Source organism: Rhodococcus ruber, assembly GCF_016804345.1.
Taxonomy (GTDB): domain Bacteria; phylum Actinomycetota; class Actinomycetes; order Mycobacteriales; family Mycobacteriaceae; genus Rhodococcus; species Rhodococcus ruber.
In genome coordinates, this window is record NZ_CP044211.1 from 3,437,997 (window position 1) to 3,452,756 (window position 14,760).

General features: G+C 75.6%; 1 protein-coding gene. It reads right to left on the minus strand.

The features are described 5' to 3' along the window. Positions 1–15 precede the first annotated feature (15 nt). Positions 16–14,754: a non-ribosomal peptide synthetase gene (locus F1734_RS15780; RefSeq protein ID WP_238423959.1), complete on the minus strand. Its 14,739-nt coding sequence runs from the start codon at positions 14,752–14,754 to the stop codon at positions 16–18. Between the last annotated feature and the right edge of the window lie 6 nt (positions 14,755–14,760).

The window sequence follows — 14,760 nt, forward strand, 5'->3', positions numbered from 1 at the left end:
GGGTGGATTGCGCGGTCAGGACGCGGCGAGGTACCGGTCGTCGCCGAGATGCCGATCGAGCACCGCGGCCAGGGCGGGCACCGCGTCGGGTGCGGTCATCCGGTCGTGGGCGACATCGAGCAGGTGGTTGTGCATCGCGCCGGTGACGTAGGGTCGCCAGCCGGCGAAACCCCCGGCGTGATGCGGCTTGTCGGCCGTCGCGGTGACGAAGACGAGGTCGCCGTCGTAGAGCGGTGGCCGGTAGCCGGCGAGCAGCGCCGCCGAACCGTTGTAGTCGGCGACCATCCGGTCGAGGTGGCCGGCGTCGACGGGAGCCCCGGTGTGGGTCCGGATCAGCGCGGCGGCCTCGGCGGCCGTCAGGTCCGGATCGACGTCGGGCAGCCCCAGGGACGAGCCGAGGGCGGCGACGAGTTCGCCGGCGGTCAGCGGTTCCGGCGCGGCGACGTCGCGGGCGATCAGGTCCGCGTCGAGCAGCGCGAGCAGCGCCACCTCCTCGCCGGCGTCGCGCAGCCGCGCCGCGACGGCGTGGGCGATGAATCCGCCGAGCGACCAGCCGAGCAGGTGGTACGGGCCGGTGGGCTGGACCGCACGGATCTCGTCGACATACCGCTCGGCGTACGCGGCGATCGTCGCCGGGGCGTCCTCGCGGCCGTCGAGGTGCGGGGACTGCAGTCCGTACACCGGCCGTCCGGGGGCGAGGTGCGCGGCGAGCCCGGCGTAGCCCCACGCCAGTCCGGATGCCGGATGCACGCAGAACAGCGGGGCTCCGTCGCCGTCGGTGCGCAGCGGCAGCCGCACCGCGAACGGCGAGTCCGGCTGCCCGCCGGTGTCCTCGGCCTCGAGGCGGGCGGCCAGGGTCGCCGGGGTGGGCGCCGAGAACAGCGCGATCACCGGCACGGCGGTCCCGAGTTCGGCGCCGAGCCGATCGCAGGCACGGGTGGCATCGAGGGAGGTCCCACCCAGGTCGAAGAACGAGTCGTCGATCCCGACGTGCGTGAGGCCGAGGACCTGCGCGAACACCGCGACCACCGCCTCCTCCGCCGGGGTGCGCGGGGCGCGTCCCGAGCCGGCCGCGAACACCGGCTCCGGCAGCGCCGCGCGATCCAGCTTGCCGACCGGGGTCAGCGGCAACTCGTCGAGCACGACGATCGCCGCCGGCACCAGGTGTCCGGGCAGCCGCTGCGCCGTCCGGCGCTGTACCCGGGCCGGTTCGAGGCGGTGCCCCGGCGCCGGGAGCACGTAGGAGACGAGCACCTGGGCGCCGGACGGTCCGGGCCGCCCGACGGTGACCGCGAAGTCGACCTCGGGCAGGGCCGTGAGCGCCGCGTCGATCTCCCCGACCTCGACGCGCATCCCGCGGACCTTGACCTGGTGGTCACCGCGCCCGAGGTATTCGAGCTCGAGCCGGCCCCCGGCCCGCACCCACCGCACGAGGTCCCCGGTGCGGTACATCCGCTCCCCCGGCTGATCGGGACGGGCGACGAAGCGGCTCGCGGTCAGCCCCACCCGCCCGTGGTAGCCCCGCGCCAGCCCGGCCCCGGCCAGGTAGAGTTCGCCCGTCACGCCGGCGGGTACCGGCCGCAGGCGGGCGTCGAGCACCAGCGGCGTCACGCCGCGCACGGCCGATCCGATCGTCACCGCCCGGCCCGGCACCAGCGGGCCGGCCGTCGCCCAGATCGTGGCCTCCGTCGGTCCGTACAGGTTCAGCATCGTCCGGCCCTCGCCGAACCGGTCCACGAGTTCCGGTCCGGTCGCCTCCCCGGCCACGGCCAGCACCTCGACCGAGGTCAGGGCCGCCGGGTCGAGCGTCGACAGCGCGGCGGGGGTGACGACGAGATGGCTGACCCGGGCCGCGCGGAGCCGGTCGGCGAGTTCGGTGCCGCCGACGACGGTGGGCGGGACGACCACGAGCCGGGCGCCGACGGCGAACGCGGCGAGTTGCTCGAACACCGCGGCGTCGAAACTCGGCGACGCGATGTGCGCGACCCGGGCCTGCGGGGTCAGCGCCAGGGTCTCCCGCTGCGCGGCGACGAGATTGCCCAGTCCGCGGTGGGTGACGGTGACCGCCTTGGGAGCGCCGGTCGAACCTGAGGTGTAGATCAGGTAGGCGGGGTCGTCGACGTGCACGGCCGTGGCCCGCGGCCGCTGCGGGACGAGCGCGAGACGCGTGTCGGCAGCCGGGCCGTCGAGCACCAGCCACCCGAGCGAGGCGGGCAGGCGGTCGTGGTGCTCGGTCACGGTCACCCCCAGGACGGCACCGGAATCGGCGAGCATGTACTCGATCCGTTCCTGCGGGTGCCGGGGGTCGACGGGCACGAACGCCGCGCCCGTTCGGGCGACCGCCCACACCGCGAGCACCGAATCGAACGATCGGGTCAGTGCCAGCGCGACGAGGGTGCCGGGGCCGGCACCCCGCGCGGCGAGGGCATCGGCGAGCAGCGCCGCGCGGGCGTCGAGTTCGCGATAGGTGACCTGCCGGTCGTCGGTGACCACGGCGACGGCCTCGGGTCGCGCCGTCGCCGCGGCGTGCAGCAGTTCCGGCAGGGTCACCGGGGCGACGGGCTCCGGGCCCGTGCCGGCCCGCAGTTCGTCGGCCTCCCGCGGATCGAGCAGGTCGACGTCGCCGATCGTGGCGTGCGGGTTCTCGGCGACCGCCGTCAGCAGCCGGCCGAAGCGGGCGGCGAGGGTCCGGGCGGTGGCGTCGTCGAACAGGTCGGTGGCGTAGCCGAGGCTCACCTCGATTCCGGCGGGTTCGCCGTTCGCGGTCGTGCGTTCGCGCAGTGTCAGACTCAGGTCGAACGGTGAGGACTCGTGGGCGACGTCCTGCAGTGCGATGCGCAGGCCCGCGACCTCGAGCTCCGGCTCCTCGAAGTTCGCCAGCGCGAGGGAGACCTGGAACAGCGGGTGGTGCGCGGTCGAGCGGGCCGGGCGCACCGCCTCGACCACCTGGTCGAACGGCAGGTCGGCGTGGGCGAACGCGGCCAGGTCGGCCTCGCGCACCTGCGCCACCAGGTCGGCGAACGTGACCTCGGGACGCACCGGGGTGCGCAGGACCACGGTGTTGACGAACATCCCGACCAGGTCGTCGAGTTCGGCGGCACCGCGACCGGCGACCGCGGTGCCCACCGCGATGTCGTCGCCGGCGCCGAGACGCGAGAGCAGCGCGACGAGCGCGGCGTGCACGGTCATGAACACGGTGGCGTTCTCGGTGGCGGCGACGGCCCGCAGCCGGGCGTGCACGTCGGCGTCGACTGCGAGAGCCACATCGGCGCTCGCCATGGACTGCACGACCGGGCGCGGCCGGTCGGTGGGCAAGGTGATCCGGTCGGGGAGCCCGGCGAGGGTGCTCACCCAGAAGTCGCGCTGACGCGCGGCGGTCGACCGCGGATCGGTCTCGTCACCGAGGATGTCGCGCTGCCACAGCGTGTAGTCGGCGTACTGCACCGGCAGCGGCGCCCACCCCGGGGCCGCCCCCGCGGTACGCGCGGCGTACGCGGCGATCAGGTCCCGGGCCAGCGGCGCCACCGACACCCCGTCCGCGGCGATGTGGTGCAGCACCAGCACCAGCACGTGCTCCTGCGCACCCAGACGCAGCACCCGGGCCCGCACCGGCAGCTCGACGGTCAGGTCGAAACCGGCACCGACGAAACCCGCCACCGCGGCATGCACGTCGGCGGGTGCCTCGGTGAAGTCGAGCACGTTCCCGGCGTCGACGGCCACCTGGTGCGGGCCGTCCGCATCGGCGGGGAAGACGGTGCGCAGGCTCTCGTGCCGGTCGGTCACGTCCCGCCACGCCGCGGCGAGCGCCGCGGCGTCGATCGGACCGGACAGGCGCAACGCGACGGGGATGTTGTACGCCGCGGAGGTGGGGTCGAGCTGGTTGAGCACCCACATGCGCTGCTGCGCCGGTCCGAGGGGCACCCGGGCCGGGCGGGGCCGGGCCGTGAGGGCGATCCTCGGCGCGGGACGCTCGAGCAGGCGCACGGCCAGCGCCGCGGGGGTGGGCGCCTCGAACAGGTCGCGCACCGCCAGGGCGGAGTTCAGGCGGGCGACGACGCGGGTGGCGTCGAGCGAGTTGCCGCCGAGGTCGAAGAACGAGTCGTCGATGCCCACCCGGTCCAGATCCAGCACCTGGGCGAACGCGGCGACCACGGCCTCCTCGGCCGGTGTGCGGGGGGCACGCCCCGCGCCGGCGGCGAACACGGGCTCGGGCAGGGCCGCCCGGTCCAGCTTGCCCACCGGCGTCAGCGGCAACTCGTCGAGCACGACGAGCGCCGCCGGCACGAGATGGGCCGGCAGCAACTCGGACATCCGGGCCCGCAGCGCCTCGGCCGTCGGGGCGCACCCGGTCGCCGCGAGCACGTACGACACCAGTACCGGCGACCCGGCCGGTCCGGGCCGGCCCACCGTCACCGCGCGGTCGACCTCCGGCAGCCCGGCCAGCGCCGCGTCGACCTCCCCCACCTCGATCCGCATTCCGCGGATCTTGACCTGGTGGTCACTGCGGCCGACGTACTCGAGCTCGAGCCGGCCGGCGGCGTGCACCCACCGCACCACGTCCCCGGTGCGGTACATCCGCGCGCCCTGCGGATGCGCCACGAACCGGGCCGCGGTCAGTCCCGGCCGCCCGTGGTAGCCGCGCGCCAGCCCGTCGCCGGCGAGGTACAACTCCCCCGCCACACCGACCGGGACGGGCCGCAACCGGTCGTCGAGCACCAGCGGCGTCACGCCGCGCACGGCGGATCCGATCGTCAGTGCCCGGCCCGCCGTCAGTGCCGACGACGCGGTCGCCCAGATCGTGGCCTCCGTCGGCCCGTACAGGTTCAGCATCGTCCGGCCCCCGGCGAACCGCTCCACCAGGTCCGTACCGACCGCCTCGCCGGCCACCGCGAGCACCCGGACCGAGGTCGACTCCGCCGAGTCCAGCGTCGAGAGCACCGACGGGGTGAGGACCGCGTGCGTCACCTGCTCGGCCTCGAGGAGAGCGGCGAGTTCGGTGCCCCCGACGATGCCGGGCGGGACCGACACCAGGCAGCCCCCGGCGCCGAAGGCGGCCAGTTGTTCGAAGATCGCTGCGTCGAAACTGGGCGAGGCGAAGCCGAGGACCCGCGCATCCGGCCCGACGTCGAGCGAGTCGGCTTGGGCGCGCACGATGTTCGCCAGCCCGCGGTGGGTGACGGTGACGGCCTTCGGGGTGCCGGTCGAGCCGGAGGTGTAGATCAGGTAGGCGGCGTGCTCGGGATGCAGCGGCCGGGTCCGGTCCGCATCGGTCCACGGTGCGGCCGAGTCGTCGGCGTATGCGGCCCGCACCGCCGGGTCGTCGAGCTCGAGCCAGGTGAGCGCGCCGGGCAGCGCGGCCCGGTGCGCGGCCGTGGTCAGTCCGAGTGTGGTGCCGCTGTCGTGCAGCATGTGCGCGATGCGCTCGGCCGGGTACGCCGGATCGACGGGCACGAAGGCACCGCCGGCCTTGGCGACGGCCCACACGGCGAGCACCGACTCCGCGGAGCGGGGCAGCGCGAGGGCCACGCGCACGTCCGGCCCCACCCCGGCGGCGACGAGCCGGTGCGCGAGCCGGCCGGCGGCGTCGTCGAGTTCCCGGTAGGTCCAGGTGGTGCCGTCGGCACGCACGGCCGGGCGCGCGGGGTGTGCGGCGGCGGCGGCCGCGAGCAGCGTGGGCAGCAGCCACGGCCCGATACCGGCCGGGCCGGCGGTGGCGGCCAGCTCGGCGGACTCGGCGGCGTCGAGCAGCTCCACGTCCCCGACGGGGACGGCCGGGTCGGTGGTGACGGTGGCGAGGAGGCGCACGAACCGCGCGGCGAGGGTGCGGGCGGTGTCGTGGTCGAACAGGTCGGTCGCGTAGGTGAGGGTGGCGTCCAGCCCGGCGGGCCGTCCGTCGTCGCCGGTGTGTTCGCGCAGCTCGAGTGCGAGATCGAACTGCGAGGAGTCCCGGGCGATGTCCTCCACGGCGATCCCGAGCCCGTCGAGCTCGAGCGTGGGTGCCGCGAAGTCGGCCAGCGCGAGGGAGACCTGGAACAGCGGGTGGTGCGCGGTCGAGCGGGCCGGGCGCACCGCCTCGACCACCTGGTCGAACGGCAGGTCGGCGTGGGCGAACGCGGCCAGGTCGGCCTCGCGCACCTGCGCCACCAGGTCGGCGAACGTGACCTCGGGACGCACCGGGGTGCGCAGGACCACGGTGTTGACGAACATCCCGACCAGGTCGTCGAGTTCGGCGGCGCCGCGGCCGGCGACCGCGGTGCCCACCGCGATGTCGTCGCCGGCGCCGAGACGCGAGAGCAGCGCGACGAGCGCGGCGTGCACGGTCATGAACACGGTGGCGTTCTCGGTGCGGGCGAGACGTCGCAGCCGGGCGTGCACGTCGGCGGCGACGGTGAAGGCGACGTCGGCGCTCGCGCCGGACTGCACCGCGGGTCCGGGCCGGTCGGCGGGCAGCACGATGCGGTCCGGGAGGCCGGCCAGCGTGCGGGTCCAGAACTCGCGTTGCCGGGCGGTGGTCGAGTCGGGGTCGTCGGGGTCGCCGAGCGTCTCGCGCTGCCACAGCGTGTAGTCGGCGTACTGCACCGGCAGCGGCGCCCACGCCGGCGCCGCCCCCGCGGTACGCGCGGCGTACGCGGCGATCAGGTCCCGGGCCAGCGGCGCCACCGACACCCCGTCCGCGGCGATGTGGTGCAGCACCAGCACCAGCACGTGCTCCTGCGCACCCAGACGCAGCACCCGGGCCCGCACCGGCAGCTCGACGGTCAGGTCGAAACCGGCACCGGCGAAAGTCGCCACCGCGGCACGGACCGCGTCCGCGGGCACGTCGACGATGTCGAGGGCGGGGGGCACCGCATCGACGATCACCTGGTGCGGGCCGTCCGCATCGGCCGGGAAGACGGTGCGCAGACTCTCGTGCCGGCCGGTGAGGTCGCCGAAGGCGGCCGCGAGGGCGGTGCGGTCGAGCGGTCCGCGCAGGCGCAGCGCCACCGGGATGTTGTAGACGCCGGAGGCGGGGTCGAACTGGTTGAGCACCCACATCCGGTGCTGTGCCGGTCCGAGCGGCAGGCGGGCGGGCCGCTCGCGGCGCCCGAGCGCGACGGCGGCACCGGTGCGGCCCGCGGCGCGTGCGGCCAGCGCCGCCGGGGTGGGCGCCTCGAACAGGTCGCGTACCGCCAGGGCGGTGCCGGCGGTGGCGTTGACGCGGGCGATCACGCGGGTCGCGTCGAGGGAGTTGCCGCCGAGGTCGAAGAACGAGTCGTCGGCACCGCGGTCGTCCAGGCCGAGCACCTCGGCGAACGCGGCTGCGGCGGCGGTCTCCACGGGTCCGCGCGGCGCGCGGGCCGGGCGGCGGCTGCGGCCGAAGTCCGGCTCCGGCAGCGCCGTCCGGTCGAGCTTGCCGACCGGGGTGAGCGGAACCTCGTCGAGGACGACGATCGCGACGGGCACGAGATGGGCGGGGAGCTGTTCGGCGAGCCGGTCCCGCAGCCGGTCCGGGTCGAGGGTGCGTCCCGGCACGGGCCGCACGTAGGAGACGAGGACGGTGGAGCCGGTGGGTCCGGGGCGTCCGACCGTGGTCGCGAAGTCGACGTCGGCGTCGGCCGTGAGGGCGGTGTCGATTTCGCCGAGCTCGACGCGGATGCCGCGCACCTTGACCTGGAAGTCGGTGCGGCCCAGATAGTCCAGGACGGGCCGGCCGTCGCCGCCGCGGGTCCAGCGCACGAGGTCGCCGGTGCGGTACATGCGGGCGCCGGACCGGTGGGGATGCGCGACGAACCGGCTCGCGGTCAGGGGTGCACGACCGTGGTAGCCGCGCGCCAGACCGGGGCCGGACAGGTACAGTTCGCCGACCGTGCCGAGCGGCGCCGGCCGGAGCCAGCTGTCGAGGACGAGGGTTTCGGTGCCGGGGATGCCGGTGCCGAGCGTGACCGGCGCGTCGGCGGTGAGGTCGGCGACGGTGGCCCAGATGGTGGCCTCGGTCGGGCCGTAGAAGTTGAGCATCGTGCGGCCGGGCGCCCACCGGCGCACCAGGTCGGTGGGGACGGCCTCGCCGGCGACGCCCACCGTCTGCACGGTGGCGGTCGCAGCCGGGTCGAGGGTGGCCAGCACCGCGGGGGTGACGACGAGGTGGGTGACGGCGGCGGCGGTGAGCCGGGCGGTCAGTTCGTCGCCGCCGACGACGGTCGGCGGCACGACGACGAGCCCGGCGCCGACGGCGAACGCGGCGAGCTGTTCGAACACGGAGGCGTCGAAGCTCGGTGACGCGACGTGCGCGACGCGGGCCGAGAGGGTCAGTCCCAGCACGGCGATCTGGGCGTCGACCAGGTTGCCCAGGCCGCGATGGGTGACGGTGACGGCCTTCGGGGTGCCGGTGGAGCCGGAGGTGTAGATCAGGTAGGCCGGGTCGTCGAGCCGGGCCGGCGACGTCGCCGCGGGGCGGGTCGCGGCGAGGCGGGCGGTCGTGGCGGGGTCGTCGAGGACCAGCCAGGTTGCCGCGGCACCGGTCAGCCGGGCACCGTGTGCGGAGACCGTGACGCCCAGCCGGGCGCCGGAGTCGGTGAGCATGTGCTCGATCCGGTCCTGTGGATGGCGCGGGTCGACGGGAACGAAGGCGGCCCCGGTCTTCGCGACCGCCCACACGGCGAGAACCGACTCGAACGAGCGGGTGAGCGCCAGCGCGACGGCCGTGCCGGGTCCGGCGCCGTGCGCCGCGAGCAGCCCCGCCAGCGCGTCGGCCCGGTCGTTCAGGTCGCGGTAGGTGATCTCGCCGGCATCGGTGACGACGGCGACCGCGTCCGGGTGACGGGTTGCGGTGCCGGTGAGGATCTCGGCGAGCGTGACGGCGCGGTCCCGGCCGGGGGTGAACGGGGCCGCGACCCCGGGGGCGCCGAGCGCGGCGATGCGGCGGTCCGGGGTGCGGGCGAGCGCCCCGAGCAGCTGCGCGCAGCGCTCGACGAGGTGGCGGGCGGCGACGTCGCCGACCGCGGCGGGGCGGTACCGCAGGCTCAGCTGCGGCCGGTCGCCCGGCTCGACGATCAGGCTCACGGGGTACGGGGTGGCTTCGGCGCCGGTGACGCCGAGAACGCGCATTCCGGCGCTGTCGGCCAGTGCGGAGAGAGCGTCGCGGTCGAGGGGGTAGGACTCGACGACGGCGAGGGTGTCGAACAGTTCGGTGACGCCGGCCGCCCGGTGGATCTCGGGGAGGCCGAGGTGCTGGTGCTCGAGCAGCGCCGCCTGTTCGGCCTGGATGCGGCGCAGCAGTTCGGTGCCGGTGTCGGTGGGCTGCAGGCGCACCCGCACCGGCACGGTGTTGACGAACAGACCCAGCACAGCGTCCACGCCCGGCAGCTCGGGCGGTCGGCCGGAGACGGTGGAGCCGAACACCACGTCGGTGCGGCCGGTGACCTCGGCCAGGGTCAGCGCCCACGCCGCCTGCACGACGGTGGCGAGGGTGACGTCGTGGGCGCGGGTGGCGGCGGCGAGTCCGGCGGCGGTCTCGGCGCTCAGCTCGACGGTGTGGGCGGCGCCGCCGGTGTCGGCCCCGTCGGCGTGCGGGGCGACGAGGGTGGGGGCGTCGATGCCGTCCAGCGCGCGGGCCCACGCGGTCCGCGCGGCGACGGCGTCCCGGCCGGCGAGCCAGGCCAGGTGGTTGCGGAACGACGGCGCCGGGCCGGGCACGGCCGCGCCCGCGGCGTAGGCGGTGAGCAGTTCGGCGACGAGCAGCGGGGTGGACCAGCCGTCGAGGACGAGGTGGTGGTTGGTCAGCAGCAGCCGGTACCGGTCGTCGGCGGTGCGGATGAGGTGGATGCGCAGCAGCGGCGCGGCGGTGAGGTCGAACCGGTCGGCGCGGTCCGTGTCGAGGATGCGCGCCAGTTCGCCGTCGGTGTCGGCGCGGCCGCGGAGGTCGGTTTCCCGCCAGGGCAGCACGGCGGTGTGCCGTACGAGCTGGACCGGACCGGCGGCGGTGTCACGGAAGGCGGCGCGCAGGCTGTCGTGCCGGTCGACCACGGACTGTGCCGCGGCGCGCAGCCGGGCGGCGTCGACGGTGCCGGCGAGTTCGAGCGCGGTCTGCACGGTGTAGTCGTCGGGGGCGTCCGCGGCGGCGTAGCCGGTGTGGAACAGCAGCCCGGCCTGCAGGGGGGACAGGGGCCACAGGTCGGCCAGGCCTCCCCGGTCGCGCTCCCACTCGTCGATCCGGTCCTGGTGGACGGCGACCAGCGGGAAGTCGGAGGGACTGTGGCCGCCGGCGGCCGGGTCGCCGACGTGCCAGGCGAGGGCGGCGAGCGCGGCCACCCACAGCTGTGCGAACTCGTCGACGGCGTCCTCGTCGAGCAGGCCGGTCGCGTAGGTGAAGGTGCCGACGAGTCCGTCGGCGTCGACGGCGGCGTCGATGTCGAGCACCGCGGGCAGCGGCATGCGGGGCTCGCGGGTCGCGGCGGTGCCGAGCGGCAGCCACGGTGCGTCGACCGTGGTGTCGATGCGGCCGAGGAAGTTGAAGGCGATCTGCGGTGCCGGATGCGCGGGCAGGATCCCGGCGACGTACCGGAGCAGGCCGTAGCCGATGCCGTGGTCGGGGACGGCGGCGAGTCGTTCCTTGACCGATCGGATCGCCGCGGCCGCCGCGGCGCCGCCGCCGAAGGCGTCGTCGACGTCGATCCCGGTCAGGTCCACGTCCAGCGGGTGCACGGTGGTGAACCATCCGACGGTGCGGGACAGGTCCGCACCGGGGACCGCTGCCTCCTCCCGGCCGTGGCCCTCGACGCCGACGAGCGTCGCGGGGGCGGGGCGGCCACGGTTGCGGCGCCACCGCTCGGCGGCCAGGCCGAGCGCGGCGAGCAGCGCCTCGACGGGGCCGCAGTGGAACCGCTGGGGTACGGCGGTCAGGACGGCGTCGGTGACCTCGGCGGGCACGCGGACGCGCAGCTGCGCGGAGGTGGCGGCGGTGTCGCGCGCCGGGTCGAACGGCCGCTCCCCCAGCGCCGGATCGGGCGTGGCGAGAATCCGCTCCCACAGTGGCAATTCGTCGCTGCGATCGGTCTCGGTCAGGCCGTGCGCCCACCGGCGCAGCGACGTGCCGACCGGGGCGAGGGCGGACGCGGCACCGCCGTGGGTGTAGGCGGCGGCGAGGTCGGGCAGCAGGATGCGCCAGGACACCGCGTCCACGGCGAGGTGGTGGACGACGGCCACGAGCAGGTCGTCGCGGCCGCCGGGCGAGGCCAGCCACGCGAACTGGGCGACGATCCCGGCGGCGGGGTCGAGCCGGTCCGCGGCGGCCTCCAGCGCGGCCTCGGCGGCGCCGTGTGGCTCGTCGACGGGGGTGCGATGCAGCACCGCCTCGGCGGCGACCGCACCGGCCGGGAGCACCTCGAGTGTGCGGGCCGCGGTCAACCGCATCCGCAGCGCGTCGTGCCGATCGAGCAGTGCCTGCACGGCCCCGGCCAGGTGCGCGGGGTCGGGGTGCTCGGGCAGGCGGATCAGCACGGCCTGTCCGTACCGGTCGACGGGCCCGCCGCCGGTCAGCAGTTCGGCGACGATCGGTGTGGTCTCGACCGGGCCGGTGCCGCCGCCGGGGAGTTCGGCGAGGGCCGGCTCGTCGCCGGTGTCCGCCACCGCGACGGCGGCCAGGGCGGCGACGGTGCGACGTTCGAAGACGTCGCGGGCGGTGAAGCGCAGTCCGGCGGCACGAGCGCGGGAGACCAGGGTGATCGCGACGATGCTGTCGCCGCCGAGGGCGAAGAAGCTGTCGTCGGCAAAGACCCGTTCCACCCCGAGCACCTGGGCGAACAGCGCGCCGATCAGTTCCTCGCGTGCGCCTTCGGGGGCGCGGCCCCCGGGGGTCGCGGTGGCGGCGAAGTCGGGGGCGGGCAGCGCGGCCCGGTCGATCTTGCCGACGGGGGTGAGCGGCAGCTCGGGCAGTACGGTGATCACCGCGGGCACGAGGTAGGCGGGCAGGGTGGCGGCGAGTGCGGCGCGCAGGGCGTCACCGTCGACGGGGGCGCCGGGACGGCCGACGACGTAGGCGGCGAGGACGGTCGCGCCGGCGGGCGTGGAGGTGCCGATGGTGACGGCTCGGGCGACGGTGTCGTGCCGGAGCAGCGCGGCGTCGACCTCGCCGAGTTCGACGCGGAATCCACGGATCTTGACCTGGTGGTCGGTGCGGCCGGCGAACTCGAGCGCGGCGGCTGCGCCGCCGGTGTGTCCTTTGGGTTGTCCTGGCAGCCCGAAGGACACACCGCGCCAGCGGACCAGGTCGCCGGTGCGGTACATGCGTTCGCCGGGTGCCGACGGGTCGGCCACGAAGCGGGCCGCGGTCAGGTCGGGACGGCCGAGGTAGCCGCGCGCGACACCCGGCCCGGCCAGGTACAGCTCGCCGGTCACCCCCACCGGCACGGGCTGCAGCCACCGGTCGAGGACCAGGGCGCGCATGCCGCGGATCGGTGCTCCGACGTCGACGCCGGCGCCGGGACGGTGCGGGGCGGCGAACGTGGCGGTGACCGTGGCCTCGGTGGGGCCGTAGGCGTTGAGGAACTGCCGGCCCCGGGACCACCGGTCGGCCAGGTCGGGCGGGCAGGCGTCCCCACCGACCACGACCGTGCCGATCTCGGGGTGCTCGTCGGGGTCGAGGGTCGCGAGCACGGCCGGGGTCGCGTCGAGGTGGGTGACTCGTCCGGCGTGCAGTACCTCGGCGAGCTCGGCGCCGCCGTAGGCCTGCGGCGGTACCACCACCAGGGTGGCGCCGGCCGCGAAGGTCACCAGCAGCTCCTCGATCGAGGAGTCGAAGGCCGGCGAGTACAGGTGGGTGGCACGCGAATCGGGGGTGACGGCGAGCCGCGTGCGGGCGTCGTCGGCGAGGTTCGCCAGGCCGGCGTGGGTGACGACGACGCCCTTGGGGGTGCCGGTGGACCCGGAGGTGTAGACGATGTAGGCGGCGTGCTCGGGTCGGACGATCCGGTCGGTGATCGGCGCGGCGTCCATGTCCGCGACCGCCGCGACGGTCGCGGGGTCGTCCAGCACGATCCAGTCGGTGTGCTCGGGCAGGCCGTCCCGGTGCGCGGCGACGGTCAGGCCGATGCGGGCGCCGCTGTCGCGCAGGACGTGGTCGAGCCGGGCGCGGGGGTGGCCGGGGTCGACGGGCACGAACGCGGCCCCGGTCTTGGCGACCGCCCACACGGCCTGCACCGAGTCGAGCGAGCGCGCCAGCGCCAGCGCCACGGTGGTCTCCGGTCCGGCGCCGCGGGTCAGCAGCAGCCGGGCGAGCCGGTCGGTGGCGGTGTCCAGTTCGGAGTAGGTCACGGTGCGCGGACCGTCGATCACGGCGACGGCACCGGGGTCGAGGGCCGCCCCGGCGGTGAGCAGGTCGGCGAGGGTGCGGGCGGGCACCGGCTCGGCGCCGCGGGCCGGGACGAGGGCCGCGCGCTCGTCGTCGCCGAGCAGGTCCAGGTCGGTGAGCCGCCGGCCGGGGTCGGCGGTGGCGAAACGGTGTAGGAACGCGAGGAACCGTCGGTGGTGCGCGGCGAGCTCGTCCCGGGTGTACAGGTTCGGGTTGGCCTGGAAGTCGAGGTGCGTGCTGTGCCCGCCCGGGTAGAGGTTGACGAAGAGGTCCTCGATGAGCCCGGAGGTGAGCACGTGGACCCGGCCGGTGAGCGCGCCGAGCCGGACCTGGTGGTCGAACAGCATGAGGTTGACCGACGGGCCGAACCCGGCGGCGTGGTCGCCGGTGAGACCGAGGTCGCGGGCGATGTCCTCCTGCCGGTACCGCTGGCGGCGCAGCGCCCCGGTCAGCTCGAGTTCCGCTGCGGCGATCACGGAGGCGACGGTGGCGGCGTCGGTCCGCAGCCGCAGCGGCACGACGTTGGCGAGCATGCCGCCGGAGCGGCGCAGCACGGCGGTGGTGCGGGCCGAGACGGGCAGGCTGAGCATCACCTCGTCGTGGCCGGTCATCCGGGCGAGGTAGGTGCCGAACGCGGCGACCACGAGCGGGGCGAGGCTCGACCCGCGACGGGCCGCGGCATCGCGCAGGGCCTGCTCGGTGTCGGGGGGAAGTTCCGCGCCGACCAGCAGTGGATGCGCGTCGGCGGGGGCACCCCGGCCGGCCAGCGACACGGGATCGCTCAGGCCGGCCAGGTGTTCGGTCCAGTACGCGCGGTCGGTCTCGAACCGCGGGGAGCGCCGGTAGGCCTCGTCCGCGGCGACGATGTCGGGCAGCGCGGCGGTGCGCGGCGCGTGCACCGTGGTTCCGGTGACGGTGGCGGTGTAGCGCTCGGCGGTGCGCGCGACGAGGGTCATCGCTCCGACGCCGTCGAGGGCGATGTGGTGGATTCGGGCGTACCAGAACCAACGGTTGTCGCCGACGCGCAGCACGGCGGTGACGGTGAGCCGGTCGGTGCACATGTCGACGGGGGCGGTGTAGTCGCGCTCCATCCAGTCGCGGGCCGCGGCGACCGGGTCGGCTTCGCCCCGCAGGTCGACCACCGTCAGGCGCTCTCCGGTGTGCACGACGGTCTGGAACGGGTGACCGTCCTCCTCGAGGATGCGCAGGAACCCGGTGCCGAACTCGCGTCCGACCGCACGCGCGGCAGTCTCGAGGGCGTCGAGGTCGAGATCCCCGGTGATGTCGACGTACTGGGCGATGTTGACGGGCGTGTCGCCGGCCAGGTGCTGGGCGAACCAGATGCCGCGCTGGGCCGCCGAGAGCGGAAACGCGCCGGTGGGCTGCGGGGCACCGAGATGTGCGTGGGCGACCGGGCTTTCGTGCAACACGGGGGT